The organism is Planomonospora sp. ID91781 (genome assembly GCF_015711595.1).
GTDB lineage: Bacteria > Actinomycetota > Actinomycetes > Streptosporangiales > Streptosporangiaceae > Planomonospora > Planomonospora parontospora.
In genome coordinates this window covers 3510203-3528112 of sequence record NZ_JABTEY010000001.1, presented here as the reverse complement: position 1 = coordinate 3528112, position 17910 = coordinate 3510203, and the positions used below count along the sequence as shown (strand labels likewise).

11 protein-coding genes are annotated in these 17910 nt (G+C 74.5%); 4 read left to right on the top strand and 7 right to left on the bottom strand.

Annotated elements, in window-relative coordinates; genetic code table 11:
• Positions 1-42: 42 nt before the first annotated feature.
• Positions 43-2745: an ATP-binding protein gene (locus HS048_RS16000; protein ID WP_196467338.1), complete on the top strand. Its 2703-nt coding sequence runs from the start codon at positions 43-45 to the stop codon at positions 2743-2745.
• Between the two features lie 224 nt (positions 2746-2969).
• Positions 2970-4085 carry a DUF5925 domain-containing protein gene (locus tag HS048_RS15995; RefSeq protein WP_230880844.1) on the top strand — a complete coding sequence of 372 codons (1116 nt, stop codon included), beginning with the start codon at positions 2970-2972 and terminating at the stop codon, positions 4083-4085.
• Positions 4086-4290: 205 nt separating this feature from the next.
• Here HS048_RS15995 and HS048_RS15990 read toward each other — a convergent pair whose 3' ends face one another.
• The 6 genes from HS048_RS15990 to HS048_RS15965 form a co-directional block, all read right to left on the bottom strand.
• Entirely contained in the window at positions 4291-4764 is a 474-nt protein-coding gene (locus tag HS048_RS15990; RefSeq protein WP_068894014.1) for an ATP-binding protein, read from the bottom strand.
• Positions 4765-4929: 165 nt separating this feature from the next.
• Complete coding sequence (locus HS048_RS15985) at positions 4930-5748, bottom strand: DUF1206 domain-containing protein (protein ID WP_230880843.1); 819 nt, start codon at positions 5746-5748, stop codon at positions 4930-4932.
• A gap of 198 nt (positions 5749-5946) precedes the next feature.
• Positions 5947-6885 carry a Ppx/GppA phosphatase family protein gene (locus HS048_RS15980; RefSeq protein WP_084007906.1) on the bottom strand — a complete coding sequence of 313 codons (939 nt, stop codon included), beginning with the start codon at positions 6883-6885 and terminating at the stop codon, positions 5947-5949.
• 15 nt (positions 6886-6900) lie between these two features.
• Positions 6901-7650, bottom strand: a complete 750-nt coding sequence (locus HS048_RS15975; RefSeq protein ID WP_196467337.1) for a bifunctional 2-polyprenyl-6-hydroxyphenol methylase/3-demethylubiquinol 3-O-methyltransferase UbiG — start codon at positions 7648-7650, stop codon at positions 6901-6903.
• A gap of 87 nt (positions 7651-7737) precedes the next feature.
• On the bottom strand, positions 7738-8988 hold the full coding sequence (locus HS048_RS15970) for a serine hydrolase (protein WP_196467336.1): 1251 nt from the start codon (positions 8986-8988) through the stop codon (positions 7738-7740).
• A gap of 120 nt (positions 8989-9108) precedes the next feature.
• Positions 9109-9471, bottom strand: coding sequence for a helix-turn-helix domain-containing protein (locus HS048_RS15965; RefSeq protein WP_068894017.1), 363 nt, complete (start codon positions 9469-9471; stop codon positions 9109-9111).
• Between the two features lie 117 nt (positions 9472-9588).
• Between HS048_RS15965 and HS048_RS15960 the strand changes: the two genes are divergently transcribed.
• Positions 9589-10548: an NADP-dependent oxidoreductase gene (locus HS048_RS15960; protein ID WP_307832497.1), complete on the top strand. Its 960-nt coding sequence runs from the start codon at positions 9589-9591 to the stop codon at positions 10546-10548.
• A 322-nt stretch (positions 10549-10870) separates the two neighbouring features.
• Positions 10871-11506, top strand: a complete 636-nt coding sequence (locus HS048_RS15955; RefSeq protein WP_196467335.1) for a CHAP domain-containing protein — start codon at positions 10871-10873, stop codon at positions 11504-11506.
• 99 nt (positions 11507-11605) lie between these two features.
• Here the strand turns inward: HS048_RS15955 and HS048_RS15950 are convergent, their stop codons facing one another.
• The gene (locus HS048_RS15950) at positions 11606-17083 is read right to left on the bottom strand and encodes a type I polyketide synthase (protein ID WP_196467334.1); all 5478 of its coding nucleotides are present in this window, start codon (positions 17081-17083) and stop codon (positions 11606-11608) included.
• Positions 17084-17910 lie beyond the last annotated feature (827 nt).

Sequence of the window (17910 nt, the reverse complement as noted above, 5' to 3'; positions counted from 1 at the left end):
ACCGATTTCTCGCTGACGAGAGATCCACGGGGAGATGGGCACATGACGACGGTAGACCGCGTCCGTGATCCGGAGCGGCTCGAGGCGCTGCGCTCGACCGGCCTGCTGGAGGTCCACCGGGTGCCGCTGCTGGACCAGGTGACCCGGATGGCGGTCCGGCTGCTGCACGTGCAGGCGGCGCTGGTGACGCTGATCGCCGAGGACCGGCAGGTCATCCTCAGCTACACCGGGACCGGAGGGCTCCCGCCCTCCCGGGACGTTCCCCTGTCGCAGTCCATGTGCCGGCACCTGCTCGTCGACGACGCCCCGATGGCGGTGGACGACGCCCGGCGCGACGAGCGGTGGCGCGACATCGGCGCCGTGGCCCGCGGCGAGCTGGCCGCCTACGCCGGCACGCCGCTGCACGCCCCCTGCGGCCAGCCCCTGGGCGCCCTGTGCGTGATCGACGGCCGCCCCCGCGCATGGGACCGGGAGGAACTGGAGACCCTGGGCAGCCTGGCGGTGATGGCCGAGGCGGAGATCTCCTCGCGGTCCGCGGAGCGGGCCCGGCAGGAGCTGCAGGAGGAGCGCACGTTCCTGTCGGCCCTGCTGGACAGCCTCGACGTCCCGGTCTCGGCGTGCGACACCGAAGGCCGGATCATCCGGTTCAACCAGCCGATGCGCGAGGCGCTCCAGGGGCCGGAGACGCCGGTGCACAGCAGTCACTGGGCACGCGCCTACCAGCTGTTCGACGCCGACGGCAAGCACCTGCTGCAGGAGGAGGAGCTGCCCCTGGTCCGGGCCCTGCGGGAGCGGTTCACCGGCCAGGAGGTGGTGGTCCGCCGTCCCGGACGGCCCGCGCGCCGCTACCTGGTCAACGGCCACCCGCTCGACTCCCCCACCGGGCGACGCCTCGGCGCGGTGAACGTCGGCCACGACATCACCGCCCGGCACCGCCTCCAGGTGCTCCGCGACACCCAGCACGCCGTGACCAGGGCACTGGCCGACGCCGGCTCCGTCGAGCAGGCCGCCTGCGGCGTGCTCGGCGCGATCGCCGGCACCCTCGGCTGGGCCTGCGGCGAGTACTGGCAGGTCGATCCCGGCGCGCAGCGCGTCTCCCGCACCGGCTCCTGGACGCGGCCCGGCCGGGACCTGTCGGCCTTCACCGGCCCGGACGCGATGACCGTCCGCTCCGGGCAGGGCCTTCCCGGCCGGGTCGTCGACTCCGGCCGGCCGGTGTGGATCCGCGACCTGAGCACCGAGCCGGACCGGCTCGTCCGCGACGGGGAGGCGATCGAGGCCGGCCTGCGCACCGCCGTGGGGCTGCCGGTGCGCAGCGGCGAGCGGGTGCTGGCCGTGCTGACCTTCTTCACCGACACCGCCGAGGAACGCGACGACGACCTGCTCGACCTGCTCGGCGGCGTCTGCGCGCACATCGGCCGCTTCATGGAGCGCCGCCGCGCCGAGGACCTCGCCCTGGCCCTGACCGCCAGCCGGCGCCGCTTCGACCGGGTCGTCGCCCAGCTCGACGACCTGGTGTGGAGCGCCGAGATCGAGCAGAACGGCGCGGCCCGCTGGATCTACCAGGGCGGAAGCACCACCGGGATCCTCGGCGGCCACGTCCCCCTCGGCGTCGACGCCGCCGCCTTCATCGGCGAGCGGGTCCACCCCGACGACCGGCAGGCCTTCGACGGGTTGCTCGCCGGGGTCCGCGCCGGGCGGCCCGTCCAGGCCGAGTACCGCCTCACCGGCTTGGACGGCGTCACCCGCTGGATCTGGACCCGCGCCGCCCCCCGCCGCGAGGACGGCCGCCTGCTGGCCGACGGCATCTCCACCGACGTCACCGAACGCCACCGGATCGCCGCCGAACGCGAGCGCCTGCTCACCGCCGAACGCGAGCAGGTCCGCCGGCTGCGTGAGCTGGACCGGATGAAGGACGAACTGGTCGCCCTGGTCAGCCACGAGATCCGCGCCCCCGTCGCCGTCATCCGCAGCTACGCCGAGATGCTCGCCGACCTGCCCGAGCTGACCGACGAACCCCGCATGTTCGCCGACGTCATCGACCGCAGGAGCGCCCACCTGCAGCACCTGGTCGACGACCTGCTCGACCTGGCCCGCCTGGACGCCGGCCACACCGCCGTCGACCCCAGGCCCATCTCGCTGACCCGGCTGGTGCGCCAGGCCGTCGACGAGCACCGGGCCGCCGCCGCGGCCAAGCACCTGACCGTCGAGGTGGCGCTGGAGCACCATCTGCCCGTGCGCGCCGACCCGGTACGGCTCCGCCAGGTGCTGGACAACCTGCTGTCCAACGCGGTCAAGTACACCCCCGAGCACGGGACCGTCACCGTCACCGCCGGCTGCGACGCCGCCCCCGCCCCCGACGGCCCCCGCCACGGCGCTCCCGGCCACAACGGCCGCCGAAGCCGGAAGCACGGCGGCGGAGAGGCCTCGCCCCAGGAGGCGGAGACCTGCCGGAGCGGAACGGTCACGGTCACGGTGGCCGACACCGGCATCGGCGTCCCGGCCGAGGAGTACCCCTGCCTGTTCGACCGGTTCTTCCGCGCCTCCACCGCCCGGCGGGCCGGCATCACGGGCACCGGCCTGGGCCTGGCCGTCACCAAGGCCGTCGTCGAGGCGCACGGCGGCACCATCGCCGCCGCCCCCGGCGAGGGCGGCGGCACCGTCTTCACCGTCCGCCTGCCCACCGCAGGACCGGCCTCCCGGGACCGGCTCGGAAGCACGCCGGTCCGGTCCGACCAGGCGTGACGGCTCTGATCCGATCAGGCGTGACGGCTCTGATCCGCACGGCGCCGCAGACGGTCCCCGGGCCGTACGCGGTCGGCGAGTGGCGGACGGCCCGCCGCGGGAGCAGCGGACACGGCGGAGCGGACCGCTGGACACCCCTGCGCGGGCCCGTGCGGTGCCCCTCAGGACAGCGGAAACCGGAAAACCCATCGACCTCCGCGGTCACAGGCGGGATCATTACCGGCATGTCCGTGTTGAAGGAGGTCCGTTTCGCCCCGGAGCAGCAGCAGGCGGAGCTGCCCATGAACATCTGGCTCGACGACGGCGACACCGCGGTGGACGTCATCGACGCGCTCGCGCTCTCTCCGTTCGCCACGGGGACGCAGCCCTGGGCCCGCACCGCGACCCTGGAGCGCGTGCGTTCCGACGCGCCGCTCATGCCCGCCGGAGGGACCCTCGTCCGCGCCGCCGGAGAGGAGGACGGCCGGGACTCGCGGCTGGTGACCGGTGAGGGCTGGACGCTGCGGGTGATCCGCTACAAGAGCCGCTCGGCCACGGTGAGCGTGACCGCGGTCAGCGAGGAGCTCGCCCGCTCGGTGATCGAGGAGGCCGTCAGGGACGCCACCGAGCCCGCCCCCGAGGACGACCACGTCCAGATGGGCTTCTGGTGGCAGAGCGAGCACGGCAGCCGCCGCTCCGGCAAGCCGATCACCACCTCGCCGTGGGCGGAGGTGAGCGGCAACTACGCGCGGTCGCTGCACGAGCCGATCTCCCGGCTGATGTCCCTCACCCCCGGCGAGGTGCACGGCCGTCTCCTCCTGCTGCACGGCCCGCCCGGCACCGGCAAGACCACCCTGCTGCGCACGCTCGCCCACGAGTGGCGGTCGTGGTGCCAGGTGGACTGCGTGCTCGATCCGGAGCGGCTGTTCGGCTCGCCCGGCTATCTGATGGAGGTCGCGGTCGGCTCGGACTCCGCGCAGGACGGCGAGAAGTGGCGCCTCCTGGTCCTGGAGGACTGCGACGAGCTGATCAGGAACGGTGCCAAGGAGGCCACGGGGCAGGGCCTGTCCCGGCTGCTCAACCTCACCGACGGTCTCCTCGGCCAGGGCCGCGACGTGCTGGTGGCCATCACCACCAACGAGGACCTGGCCCGCCTCCATCCGGCCGTGGTCCGTCCGGGCCGCTGCCTGGCCCAGCTGGAGGTGGGCGCGCTGCCGCACGACGAGGCGGCGGCCTGGCTCGGCACCGCCGAGGACGTCTCCCCCGAGGGGGCCACCCTCGCCGAGCTGTTCGCGCTGCGGGACGGCTTCGCACAGCGGACCGCGGCCGCCCCGGCCGTCTCCACCGGCCTCTACCTCTGACCCCGCCGGTCGTCTTCCGGCTCGTCCTGGGCGGATCCCGTCTCGGGCGGCCGGGAGGCCGCCGACCTCCGCCGCCGGCCGTACCCGGGCCGGGGGCCGTCCGGGGGCCGCGCCGTACCGGACCAGGGCCGTCCGGGGGCCCACCGGACCGGGACCCCGGATGGGGTCCCCGCGCCGGGCCGGGACCTTCCAGGACGGCCGGTGCTCACCTGACGCCGGCCAGGCGGGGTCTGGGCAGCTCGGCCGGCTCCAGTTCGAGCTCGAACCAGACCTTGTTCGATCCCGCCCGGCGGACCAGGCCCCACCGGTGGGCCAGCGCCTCCAGCAGCGGGAGGCCCCGGCCCCCGGTCGCCTCGGCCGAGGCGTGGCAGACGCAGGGCGCCGAGGAGGATCCCTCGTCCTGGACGCTCACCCGCACCCCGCGGGCCGAGCAGGAGATCCCGAGGACGAACGCCCCGCCCCTGCCGGATCGGGAGTGGACCACCGCGTTCGTGACGATCTCGCTGGTCAGCAGCACGCAGTCGTCGTGCAGGGGGTGGCCCCTGCCCAGCGTCGCGGAGACCAGGCGGCGGGCCCGCATCACCTGTTCGGGGGAGCCCGCCAGGCGGAGGACCCACTCGCCGCAGATCCCTCCGCCCGGCTCACCGCCGAGCTCTTCGTCGTACTCCGACAGGTCCATACAGCCCTCCCGATGCTGTCCGCGACTCTGGGAAGACGCGGGGCTCGGAAGGTGCGATGTCCCGGAAAAGTAGGAATGGGATGGCTTACCGGACAGTCAGCTCGGACTTGCTCCGCGGGCCTTCTCCTGCGTGCCCGCCTCCGCCGCCACAGGCGCTTCCTCCCGTCACACCCGGTGCCAGCGCGCCTCGAAGAAGCAGTAGACCGCGAACAGGAGCAGCCCGACCGCGACGAGTCCCAGCAGCCACGGGCCCGCCGGGGTCTCGGCCAGCGAGCGGAGCGTCGAGTCGATCCCCTTCGCCTTGTCGGGGTCGTAGGTCACCGCCGCCTGGACGACGAAGACGCCGGCCACCGCGGCGATCACGCCCCGGGCGAGGTAACCGGCCGTGCCGAGCTTCTCGGCCAGGTCCCTGGCCCTGGCCGGCATCTCACCGGTCCGCAGGTCCTGCAGGAACTTCTTCTTCCAGCCCTTGTGGATCCAGTAGGCGCCCAGCGCGATCAGGCCCAGCCCGGCCAGACCGACGAGGAACTGCCCGCCGGGCCACTCCATCACCTGCGCGGTGAGGTCCTTGGAGTGCTCGTCGGTGGAGCCGCCCGAGTCGCCGCGCAGCAGCAGGCTCAGCAGCGTGGCCACGATGAGCGCGTAGACCGCCGTGCGCCCGGCCGACTCGGCCCGGTCCTTGGTCCGCCCCCGGCCGATCACCGCCTCCGAGAGCTGCCAGAGCGTCAGTGCGGCGAAGCCGACCACCATGAGCCAGAGCAGCACGTTCCCGAAGGGCTGCTCCCGGACCATCTCGATCGCCCCGGTCTTGTCGGCCTCCCTGCCACCGCTGCCGCCGCCGAAGGCGATCTGCAGCGCCAGGAACCCGATCAATCCGTAGAGGACGCCGCGACAGGCCATGCCGAGACGGGCCAGCCTGTCCAGCGTCTGACTGTTCGCCGCTCTGCGCGCGGCGCCTTCCACCTGTGCGCTGTTCATAACCATGCGCTCTTACCTCACAAAGAGGACGCAAACCTTCCCGCGACCAGGTGTGGAAGGGCTTCCCCGGGGCAACCGCGCCCGGCGCCGGGGAGGACGGGGAACGGAACCGCGCGGGACGGGCCCCGTGGCGAGGGCGGCTCCGGGCGGGACGATCCCCTGCGGCAGGGCGGTCCGCTGCGGCGGAGCGGTTCCGGCGGCGTCTCAGCCGGGCAGCGCGTCCAGGCGCCGCAGGATGACCCCCTCGCGCAGCGCCCAGGGGCACACCTCCAGCTCCGCCACGCCGAACAGGTCCATCGCGGCGTCCGCGACGATCGCCCCCGCCGGCAGCTGCCGCACCCGCCCGGCCGACACCCCGGGAAGCCCCGTCCGCTCCCGGGCGTCCATCGCGGCGAGTCGGCCGGTCCACCCGGTCAGGTCCGCGTGCCGGAGCGACCTGCGGCCGTTCTCCCCGTCGGCCGAGGGCTCGGCCCCGGCGATGCGCGCCAGCTGCTTGAACGTCTTGGACGTCGCCACGGCGTGGTCGGCCCGGCCGTACCGGGCGACGTCGCCCACCGAACGGGCGATCTCCGCCCGGACGTACCGGCGCAGCGCCCGCACCTCCTCGGCGGGCGGCGGGTCGGCGGTGAACCAGTCGCGGGTCAGCCGGCCCGCGCCCAGCGGCAGCGAGACCGCCACGTCCGGCTGCTCGTCGAGCCCCGAGGCGATCTCCAGCGACCCTCCGCCGATGTCCAGCACCAGCAGCCGTCCCGAGGACCAGCCGAACCACCGCCGCACGGCCAGGAACGTCAGGCGGGCCTCGTCCTGCCCCGAGAGCACCTGGATGTCCACCTGCGTGGCGGCCTTGATCCGCTCCAGCACGTCGTCTCCGTTGACGGCCTCCCTGACCGCCGACGTGGCGAAGGCCATGAGGTCCTCGACGCCCTTGTCCTCGGCGATCCGCAGGGCCTCCTCGACGAACCCGTGCAGCCGCGCCGCGCCGGTCTCGGAGAGCCGGTCGCCTCCCTCGGTGCGCTCGACGTGCTCGGAGAGCCTCAGCTCCACCTTGTGGGAGTAGGCGGGCAACGGACGGGCCCCCCGATGGGCGTCCATCACCAGCAGGTGGACCGTATTGGAACCGACATCGAGAACGCCCAGTCGCATGGGTTGAAATTACTACTATTCCGGACTTGCACCGTCCGGGATCCGGCGGTGCACGCTCACCGCGTAACCCCCGCCGTCGTAGGGGTCGCCGTCCCACGTCGCCATACGCCGCTCCAGGGCCAGCCCCGCCGCCTCACACCAGGCGTCGTACTCCGCCAGCCCCACGGTGGCCGAGGCCAGCGGGAGGTGCGCGGCGTCCAGCCCGAACCCGGCCACCAGCAGGCCGCCCGGCCGCAGCAGGGCGGCGAGCCGCCGTACGGCCCGCGCCTCGGTTCCCGGCGCCAGCAGCGGGATCACGTTCCCGGCGGCGACCACGAGGTCGAAGGGTCTTCCCGGGCCGGCGGCGTCCGGGACACCCACGCCCGGCGCGGACGCGTGCGAACCGGCGGCGTCCCGGCCGGGAGCGTCCGGACCGGGAGCGCACGGACCGGAGACGTCCGGACCGAACGCGTCCGGGTCGAGCGCGCTCAGGTCTCCCCTCACCCAGGTCAGTCCGGGCGCCCGGCTCCGCGCCACCGCGAGCATGGACTCGTCCAGATCGACGCCCGCGCACGCGTAACCCAGCTCCGCGAGCCGGATCGCCACCCGCCCGGTGCCGCACCCGGCGTCCAGCACCCGCGACCCCGGCGGCGCGAGCGCCGCGCACAACCGCGCCTCCCCGTGCACGTCCGCCCCGGAGGCGGCGAGCTCGGCGAACCGCGCCGCGTACCGCTCCCCCGCATCCTCGCCCGCGATCTCCGTCCAGCGGCTTCTCGCTTCTTCCATCCGCTCAGGATCCCACCCGCCCGAGGCCGGTGGGCGGGCTCCGCCGCCCCACCGGTGCCGCGGGACGCCCGCGGGAGTGCCGGGCCGTCACGGTGCGGCCGTGCCCCCGTCCACACCGATCGGCGGAAGCGGCCGCGCCGCCTTGGTCTCCGCCCCCGCGCCGGGCCCGCACGCCGCCTCCAGCAGATGGTCCCCGATCGCGAAGTCGATGGCGTGCGCGACCGGGCTGCCGTTCTCATCGAGCCGCTGGTAGTTCCTCAGGTTGATGCCGAAGGCGAACCGGCGGCCGCCGCCGGCATCGGAGAACGCGAAGGTCTGCATGCCGGGGACGCTCCCGTCGTGCCCCCAGAACCTGCCGCACGGCAGGTCGAGGGGGTAGATCCCGAGACCGTAGTCGATCACGGCGCCCGAGAGCGACCGGATGGGCACCGTCTTCTGCATCTCGGCGAGCAGAGCCGCGTCGAGCAGTTCGCCGCGCAGCAGCAGCCGGAAGAAGCGGTTGAGGTCCTCCATCGTCGAGACGACCGCGGCCGAGGTCCAGCCCCAGGACATGTTGTAGACGCTGTAGTCCCTGGGCGGGTCGAAGAACCCGAAGAACGCCTCGTACGCCTTGGAGCTCGGCCCGGGCAGGTACGGCGTACGCGGGAAGAACGTGTGCCGCAGCCCGGCCCTCCGGAAGACGTGGTCGGTGATGTAACGCTCGGCGCTCATGCCCGTCACCTTCTCCAGCAGCAGGCCGGCGATGACGAAGTTCGTGTTCGAATACGCCCCGGGCGTCGCCCCCGGCTGCCCGGTCGCGGGGGCGCCGAGCCCCGCCCGCGCCAGTTCCTCCGGTGGGAAGGCGCGGAAGCGGTTGGCGTCCAGGCTCTCGACCGTCGGGAAGAGCACCCCGGTGTGGTTGGCGATGTGGCTGGTGTGGTCGAGCAGCATGCGCACGGTGATCCGCTGCCCGCGCTCACCCGGGATCAGATCCGGCAGATAGCGGCCGACGGGGGCATCGAGCTCGATCGTGCCCTTGCCGGCCTGCTGCAACACGGCCACCGCGACGAACGACTTGGTGATGCTCCCGGCCCGGTGCGCCATCCCTGGACGCATCGGGCGGCGGGTCTCGACGTCGGCGACGCCCGCGGCGCCCTTCCAGCTCCGGTGGCCGTCCACGACGCTCGACTGGATGCCGTACATGCCGGCCTCGTGCACGGCGTCCAGCGTCCGGCGCAGCCGCTGCCGGTCGAGGCCGCCGTCCGCCGCGGCGGCCGCGGGGCCCGCCGCGAGCAGCGCGGCGGCCAGGATCGCGGCTCCCGACCGTGAGGCGAACGTACCGAATCGACGAATGGTCATGGCGCCCAGCATGCGTCCTCCGCTTCACGCACCGGCTCGCTCCGCGGTGCGACTGCCGTGGACACGCGGTAAGGCGGACTTACTCGACGGCGGCCCTCGCCCCCTGCTCGCGCGGGCGGGTCAGACCCGGTGGATGTCGTCCAGGTTGCGCTCGACCCAGCCGCGCAGCGCGGCCAGCGGTTCGGCGACGCCGAAGCCCAGGTCGGTCAGTTCGTACTCCACGTGCAGCGGGACGGCCGGGTAGACCGTGCGGTCCACGAACCCGGACTCCTCCAGCCGGCGCAGGGTCTGGGTGAGGACCTTGGGGCTGACGCCCTCCAGCCGTCGCTGCAGCTCGCCGAAGCGCTGCGGCCCCTCCTCCAGCGCGCCGATCACCAGCGCCGTCCACTTGCTCGCCAGCAGATCGAGCACGCCGCGGCAGGGACACTGGGCGGCGTAGACGTCGTGCTTGTCGTGACGGCCCGTGGCGCACGTCATGGACATGGCCGACCCTCCCTCTCGCTGTATGCTTCCCAAAGGGAAGTAGAAGCCCTTGATGGTTACTAGGGTCTTCAGGATAGCGTCGGCGGCGTCGCAATCCCCTTCCGCGAGGAGAAGAACATGGCGCTCATGCGCGCTGTCAGCCAGGACGCCTTCGGTGGTCCCGAGGTCCTGCGCACCGTGGACCTGCCGCGGCCCGAACCGCTGCCCACCGAGGTCCTGGTGCGCGTGGTGTCCGCGGGGCTCAACCCGGTCGACGTCAAGACCCGCGAGGGCGGGGGCATGGCCGGGGTGCTGGGCGAACCCCCCTTCGTCCTCGGCTGGGACGTCTCCGGGGTCGTGGAGGAGGTCGGGTTCGGGGTGCACAACCTGCGGCCGGGGGACGAGGTGTACGGCATGCCGTGGTTCCCCCGCCAGGCCGGCGCCTTCGCCGAGTACGTGACCGCCCCCTCCCGGCAGTTCGCCCGCAAGCCCCGCTCGGTGGGCCACGACGAGGCCGCCGCCGTGCCGCTGGCCGCGCTGACCGCGTGGCAGGCCCTGGTGGACGCCGCCGGGGTCCGGCCGGGCCAGCGCGTGCTCGTGCACGCGGCGGCGGGCGGCGTCGGGCACTTCGCGGTCCAGTTCGCCAAGCACCTCGGCGCGCACGTGATCGGCACCGCCCGCTCCGGCAAGCACGAGTGGCTGCGCGGGCTCGGCGCCGACGAGCTCGTCGACTACACCTCCGCCCGGTTCGAGGAGACCGTCAAGGACGTCGACGTGGTCGTCGACCTGGTCGGTGACGGACACGACGCCACCAGCACGCGTTCCCTGGACGTCCTGGTCCCCGGCGGCCTGCTCCTCGCGGTGCCCTCCGGCGTCTCCCCCGAGCTGGCCCGGCGGGCGGAGGAGCGAGGCCTGCGGGCGAGCGCGTTCCTCGTCGAGCCCGACGGCGCCGCGCTGGCCCGCATCGCGGAGCTGATCGACGACGGCCGGGTCCGGGTCGAGGTGGAGGAGGTCTTCCCGCTGGAGCGAGCGGGCGAGGCGCACAAGCGCCTCGCCGAGGGCCGGACCCGGGGCAAGCTGGTGCTCCGCGTCGGCTGACGGCCACCGCGGAGGAGGGCCGCCCGCTCAGGAGGGGACGCGGGAGGGGGTGCCCGGTCCGCCCGGCCCCCGGGAGGCCGGGCGCCCAGGGATGCCGGGAGGCCGGGCACCCCGGGAGGCCGGGCAGGCCGGGCACCCCGGGAAGTCCGGGTGAGCCTTTCCGCCGCGGGCAACCGTACGACACCTTTTCCGCTCCGCTCCCGCTACGTCGCGCAGGCCCAATGGAGGAAGGCGGCCGGTTCCCGGCCGCGCCGGCCCGGCGGCCGAGCCTCGCAGCCGGGCCCGGACCGTCCCGCCCGCGACGAACGGACTCCCTTCCTCCATGATCTCCCTCGCCCGGTTCACCACCCGTACCCGTGTCGTGGCCGCCGTCCTGGGCACGAGCCTCGCCGGCGGGGTGGCCCTGGCCGCGGGCGCCCTGGCGACCGGCCCGGCCCCCTCCGCCACCGCCGCGAAGGCGCCCGGCGTGACCGCGCAGGACCTGCTGAGGATCGCCGAGGGCCAGATCGGCGTGGAGGAGAACGACCGGGGCGGCGGCACCAAGTTCCACAGGTGGTACATGGAGTCCCAGCGCGCGCGGGAGACCGTCGAGCGCGACGGCGGGAACGTCAGGGCCTACGCCAACGCCCCCTGGTGCGCGATGTTCGTCTCCTGGGTCGGCGAGCAGGCCGGGATCCGGCCCACCGTCGGCTGGGACGCCTACACCGTGACCTACGCCCAGTGGTTCGAGGCCAACGACCGCTGGGGCGGGAAGGCCACCCCGGGCGCGGTCGTCTTCTTCGACTGGAAGCGGGGCGACAGCCTCTACGGCATCGACCACGTCGGCCTGGTCGAGGAGGACAACGGCGACGGCACGATCACCACGATCGAGGGCAACACCGGCAACGGCAAGGTCGAGCGGCGCGTCCGCCCCAAGGCCGAGGTCGTCGGCTACGGCTACCCGCGGTACGCGGCCTGACCCGGCGGAGCGCACCCGGGGATCGCCGTGGTCCCCGGCCCGGCGGACGCCTTCGCGGCGTCCGCCGGGCCGGGCCCGGCCGTCGGGGGCGCGGGAGGGTCAGCCCCGGCCGTCGCCGGAGGCGTCCGGGTCCCCGATCCGGGTGAGGAGCAGCGCGCCGAGGTCGGCGATCGACCGGCGCTGCAGCAGCACCGCGACCGGCAGGCTCACCTCCAGGTCGAGCGCGACGCGGTTGCGCAGCTGGACCGCCATCAGGGAGTCGAAGCCCAGCCGGTGCAGGCGCTGGGCCCCGTCGACCTTCTCCCTGGGGAGCTGGACGACCGCGGCGACCTGCGCGCACAGGTAGTCGACGACGAGCCGGCCGGCCTCCTCCGGCGCGCACCCGGCGAGCGCCTCCCGGGTGAGGGCGGGCGCCGCCGCCCCGTCCACCGGGCCCTCCTGCACGAGCTCCCGCAGCAGGGAGGCCGAGCGCAGGGCCGGGAAGTAGTGCGTCCACCGGGCGGGGTCGAAGGACATGACGCCCGCCTGGACCGGCGGGTCGGCGAGCAGGCGCCCGAGGATCGCCAGCGCGTCCTCGGGGGCGAACCCGTCGAAGCCTCGCTCGGCCAGGCGCAGGTCCTTGTCCGCCTTGGCGACCTGCCCGGTGGCGGCCCACTGGCCCCAGTTGACGCTGAGGGCCGGCAGCCCCCGCGCCCGCCGGTGCTGGGCGAGGCCGTCGAGGTAGGCGTTGGCCGTGGAGTAGTTGCCCTGGCCCGGTGAGCCGATCAGCGAGGCCGCCGAGGAGTAGAGCAGGAAGAAGTCCAGCGGCAGGTCCCGGGTGAGCTCGTGCAGGTACCACGCCCCGGCGACCTTGGGCGGCATCGGCGCGAAGAACCTGGCGCGGTCGAGCTGGGCCAGCGTCCCGTCGTCGAGGACGACCGCGGAGTCGACCACGCCGCGCAGGGGCGGCATGCGCCGGGCGATCCCGTCCAGGAGCCCGGCCAGGTCCTCGCGGCGGGTGATGTCGGCCGCGGCCTCGAACACCTCCACCCCGGCGGCGGTCAGCGCGGCGATCCGGTCCCGCGCCTCGGCGGGGGCGCCGCTCCGGCCCACCAGGACGAGGTGGTGGGCGCCGTGCGCGGCGAGCCACTCGGCGGTGAGCAGCCCCACCCCGCCGAACCCGCCGGCGATCAGGTAGGTCGCGCCGGAGCTCACCGGGACCGGCTGCGCGGCCGGGAGCGGCCGGTGCCGGAGGCGGGCGGCCCGGCGGCTCCCGGTCCGCAGCACGAGCTCGGTCTCCTGCCCGCCGGTCAGGATCTCGTCGCGCAGGGCGCGGAGCACGGCCTCGCCCGGGGCGGCGGGCAGGTCGACCAGGGAGCAGCGCAGCTCCGGGTGCTCGTAGGGGACGACCCGGCCGAGTCCCCAGACGGCCGTCTGGCCGGGGTCGACGTCCTCGGTCCCCTCCGGCGCCTGCGCGGCGGAGGTGACCAGCCAGAGCCGGGGCGCGGGCTGCGCGCCGTCGGCGGCGAGCGTCTTGACCAGGTTCAGCACGCCGAAGCAGCCGTCCACGGCCTCGGCCCCGGCCACCGCGCCGGCCGCCTGGACGGCCGCCGTTCCGGTGGGCCCGGCGGTCCCGGGGGCGGACAGGTGGACGACGGCCCGGGGCGGCCAGGCCCCGGCCTCGGTCTGCTCCTTGACCAGCCTCCTCCAGTCGTCCTCCGAGCCGGGGTCCAGCACCCGGTTTCCGGCGTCGATCCACCGGTAGCCGTCGCCCGGCCGGACCAGCACCGCCCGCCCGCCGTGCTCGGCGAGCAGGGCGCACAGCCGCTCTCCCGCCGGGGAGTCGCCTACGACCAGCCAGTCCCCCGGCCCGCCGCCCGTCTCCGGCGCGGGGGCCGCCGGCGCCTCCAGCTCCTGCCAGTGCGTGCCGTACAGCAGCCTGCGCGCCTTCCGCTCGACGACCTCCGGCAGGTCGGACGCCAGCCTCCTGAGCCGGAACCCGGTCACGGAGACGAGCGGGCGGCCCGCGTCGTCGGTGACCAGGACGTCGCCCTCGACCAGGTCCCGCTCCCCCTCCGGCGAGGTGCGCACCGCGCGGGAGAACAGGCGGCGGCCCGCCTCCGGCCGGGCGTGGAACCGGCACACCCCGGTGCGCACCGGCAGGTAGGTGTCCTGCTCGGCGCCGGCGGTGTCGAGCAGCGTCATCAGCGGCTGGAGCGCCGAGTCCAGCAGCGCCGGGTGGAGCAGGTAGCGCTCCGATCCCGCGGCGACGCCCTCGTGCACGGTCAGCTCCGCGAGCACGGCCCCGTCGCCCCGGTGGAGCGCCGCGACGCCCTGGAAGGCCCCGGACTGCTCGATGCCGCGGCGCCGCGAGGCGGCGTAGTGCCCGGCCACGTCGAGCCGCCCGGGGTAGGCGGACAGGTCGGAGACGTCGATGCCCTCCGGCCCGCCCTCGTCCGCCGCGAGGGGGCGGAGCAGCGCGGTGGCGGCCCGCGCCCATTCGTCCGGCGCTCCGGCGGGGGCCGGCTCGGCGGTGTAGAGCGTCCAGCGGCGGCCCCCGTCCCCGTCCGCCCCGTCCAGGGCGGCCTGGACGCGCTGGGGCGTTCCGGGGGTCAGGAACAGGGCACGCTCCATCGTCAGCTCCTCCACCTGGAAGGGTCCGCCCGCATACGCCTCCAGGCCGCAGGCCAGCGCCAGCTCGTGGTAGGCCGCGCCGGGCAGGACCGGCATCTCGTGCACCCGGTGGTCGAGGAGGTACGGCAGGCGGTCGAGGTCGAGGTCGAAGTCCCACGCGAGCCGGTCGCCGGGGGCCAGGCGCAGCGCCTCACCGGCGACGGGGTGGCCGGTGCCGTACGCGGAGGCCGTCCGGCCCTTCTCCGCCCGGCCCGGCGTCCTCCAGTACCGCTCGTGCTGCCAGGGGTAGGCGGGCAGTTCGACCCGGGCCCGCCCGGCCTGCGCGCCGCGGTGCGAGCCGTACGGCTGCATCCGGCCGAAGTCCACCGCGCGGCCGGCGGCGTACAGCTCCGCCACCGCCTCGCGCACGGCGGCCGGGCCGGGCGTCTCACGGGTCAGGACGGTGACGGCCGTCCCGGCGGCGCCGGTGTGGCGCAGGTTCTGCTGGACCGCGCGGGTCAGCAGGGGGTTGGGGCTGAACTCGACGAAGGTGTCGAACCCGGCCTCGGCCAGGCCCTGCACGGCGTCGGCGAACAGCACGGGCAGGCGCAGGTTGTCGGCCCAGTACTCCGCGCCCATCTCCGCGCCCCGCTGGAAGCGCCCGGTGACCGTGGACCACATCGGCACGGTGCCGTCCTGCGGGCGCAGCGGCGCCAGGAGCTCCAGCAGCGGCCCGCGCAGCGGGTCCATCTGCGGGCTGTGCGAGGCGATGTCCACCTGCACCCGCCGCCCGAAGACGCCCTCGGCCTCCAGGTCGCGCAGGACGGCGTCGATCGCCTCCGGGTCCCCGGCGAGCACGCACGAGGCCGGGGCGTTGTGCACCGCCAGCGCCAACCGGCCGCCGCCGGCCGCCGCCAGTTCCCCGGCGCGTCCGGCCGTCAGCTCGACGGCGGCCATCGCCCCGCGCCCGCTGATCGTGCGGATGATCCGGCTGCGGCCGCAGATGATCCGCGCCGCGTCGTCGAGGCTCAGGATCCCCGCGACGTGCGCCGCGGCGACCTCGCCCATCGAGTGCCCGACCACCGCGTCGGGCTCGAACCCCCAGGAGCGCCAGAGGCGGGCGAGCGCCACCTGGACCGCGAAGATCACCGGCTGGGCGACGTCGATCCGCGCGAGCCGCGACTCCTCCGGGCCCGCGGTGAGCTCACCGGTCAGCGACCAGTCGGTGTAGGGGCGCATGGCCTGCTCGCACTCGGCGACCGCCGCGGCGAAGACCGGTTCGGCGGCGAGCAGGTCGCGGCCCATCCCGGCCCACTGCGCCCCCTGGCCGGGGAAGACCCACGCGGTCCGGTGCCCCCGCTCGGACTCCTCGGCCTCTCCGCTGCAGGTCCCGTCGGGCCGGTCGCCCCGCGCGAAGGCGTCCAGCCGCGCGGCGGCCTCCTCGCGGGTGCCCGCGACCACCGCGAGCCGGAAGTCGTGGTGGCTGCGCCGTACGCCCGCGGCGGCGGCCACCCGGTGCAGCGGCGTCTCCGCCGAGACGAGCAGGTCCCGGTAGCGTCCCGCGAGCTCGGCCAGCGCCTTCGGGGTGCGCGCGGAGACCGGCAGCAGCACCGGCCGGTCGCCGCGGCCGGAGGTCTCTCCAGGCTCCCCGTCCCCGTCCTCCGACCGCGGGGCGGGCGGCTCCTCCACCACGATGTGCACGTTGGTCCCGGTGATGCCGAAGCTGCTCACCCCTGCCCGCCGGGGGCCGTCCTGCTCCGGCCACGCCTGGTCCCGGTCGCAGACCCGCACGGCCGTCCGGTCCCACGGGATCGCGGGGCTGGGGGTGGAGAAGTTGAGGCTCGCGGGCAGCCGGCCGTACTTGACGCAGAGCACGGCCTTGATCAGGCCGGTGACGCCGGCCGCGCCCTCGGTGTGGCCGAGGTTGGTCTTCACCGAGCCCACCAGGAGCGGCCGGTCGGCCGGACGGCCGCGGCCGAGGACCGCGTCCAGCGCGGCGATCTCGACGGGGTCGCCCGCACTGGTCCCGGTCCCGTGGGCCTCCACGTAGGCGACGCTGAGCGGGTCCACCCCGGCGTCGCGGTAGGCCGCCTCCAGCCCCGCCGCCTGGCCGGCGGCCTGCGGCGCCATGAAGCTCTCGCCGTGCCCGTCGTTGCTCGCGGCGCCGCCGCGGATCAGCGCGTGGATGCGGTCGCCGTCGGCCAGCGCCCGGGAGAGGGTCTTCAGCACGACGATGCCCACGCCCTCGCTGCGGACGTAGCCGTCGGCGCGGGCGTCGAAGGTCTTGCACTGCCCGTCGGGGGCCATCATCGACCCCTGGGAGAACCCGATCGCGTGGTCGGGGGTGAGGATGGCGTTCACTCCCCCGGCGAAGGCCAGGTCGCACGAGCCGGCGCGCAGCGACTCCACGGCCAGCTTGACGGCGACCAGGGAGGAGGAGCAGGCCGCGTCGAGCGCCACGCTCATGCCCGTCAGGTTCAGCGCGTAGGAGATGCGGCCGGCGTTGCCGCCGCGGGTGCTGCCCGCGACCGTGTGCACGTCCAGTTCGTCGACGACCCCGGACTGCCGGTCCCAGTAGTCGCTGGTGATCACTCCCATGAACACCGACCCGGTCAGGCCGGGCATCTGCTCCAGGGTCAGACCGGCGTCCTCGAACGCCTCCCAGGCCGTCTCCATCGCCAGGCGGTGCTGCGGGTCCATGGCGGCGGCCTCGCGCGGAGAGATGCCGAAGAACTCCGCGTCGAACTCGTCGATGCCCGTGACGAACCCGCCGTAGCGGGACGACAGCTTGCCGGGCGTTCCGGGCGCGGGGTGGAAGACCTCCTCGACCGGGAAGCGGTCGGCGGGGATCTCGGAGATCGCGTTCTCCCCCCGGCGGAGCAGGTCCCACAGCTCTCGCGGCGAGCGGGCGCCGGGCAGCCGGCAGGCCATGCCGACCACGGCGATCGGCTCGGAGCCGGAGCGGCCGTCATCGAACGAGTTCATCTGATCCCCTTGTGTATCTTTCGTTCCTTCTTGCGTCTTCTGTCACGTTGCCAGCCCGGCATTGCGGGAGACTTGGGGACGATTGCGGACGACTTGGGATCCAGAGGCAGCGGACTTGGAACCGCCGGGTGGGGCCCCGCGCCTCCACCGCCGGCGGGCGCGTCGTCTCCTCCGGGCCCGCCGTCCCGCGGATCCCCGGAAGCACCGTTCCCTCTCCGGTGTTTCCCGTCCCGGGAGTCGCCCGCGCCACGAGGGTTTCCCGGGAAAAGCAGCCGTCGATTCAGCGAGAAGCGGTCGGAACACGGCGGTGGACGCGTCCGAACCCATCCACCGCCATTCAGCGCACCCGACGGCCAAAACGGACTCCGGCACACCCTGGAAAAGTGAATATTTCTCGCATGGCGCCGGAGGAACACCTCACCGGTATCCGCCCGGGTGGCCGTGAATCCCTTCTCCACTCTCCTGATCAGGCACTTCTTCACACAGTGGTGAAACAATCACACAGGGGTGGCGCAATCACACACTGAGCGGTCGCGGTCGGACCATGCGCAAAACCGGCGCCCGCCCCGCGACCGCACATGACGCGCCGCCGTCGGCGCACACGGAATGGCACTCCGAGCAAGAGCGCATACGGCCGGTCGAGACATATGACAAGCGGTGGAGAATCACATGACAGCGTGCTAGCGTTTATCGTCGATTCCATTATCGAGTCGCGTTCGGAATTGACAAGGCCACTGGTCGAATCGGTTCGGGGGCATCCGCTGTCGCGCGTCGCCCCGCGACCGGGGATTCGGCCCCGCCCTCCGGCAGGCCCCGACTCCGGCACG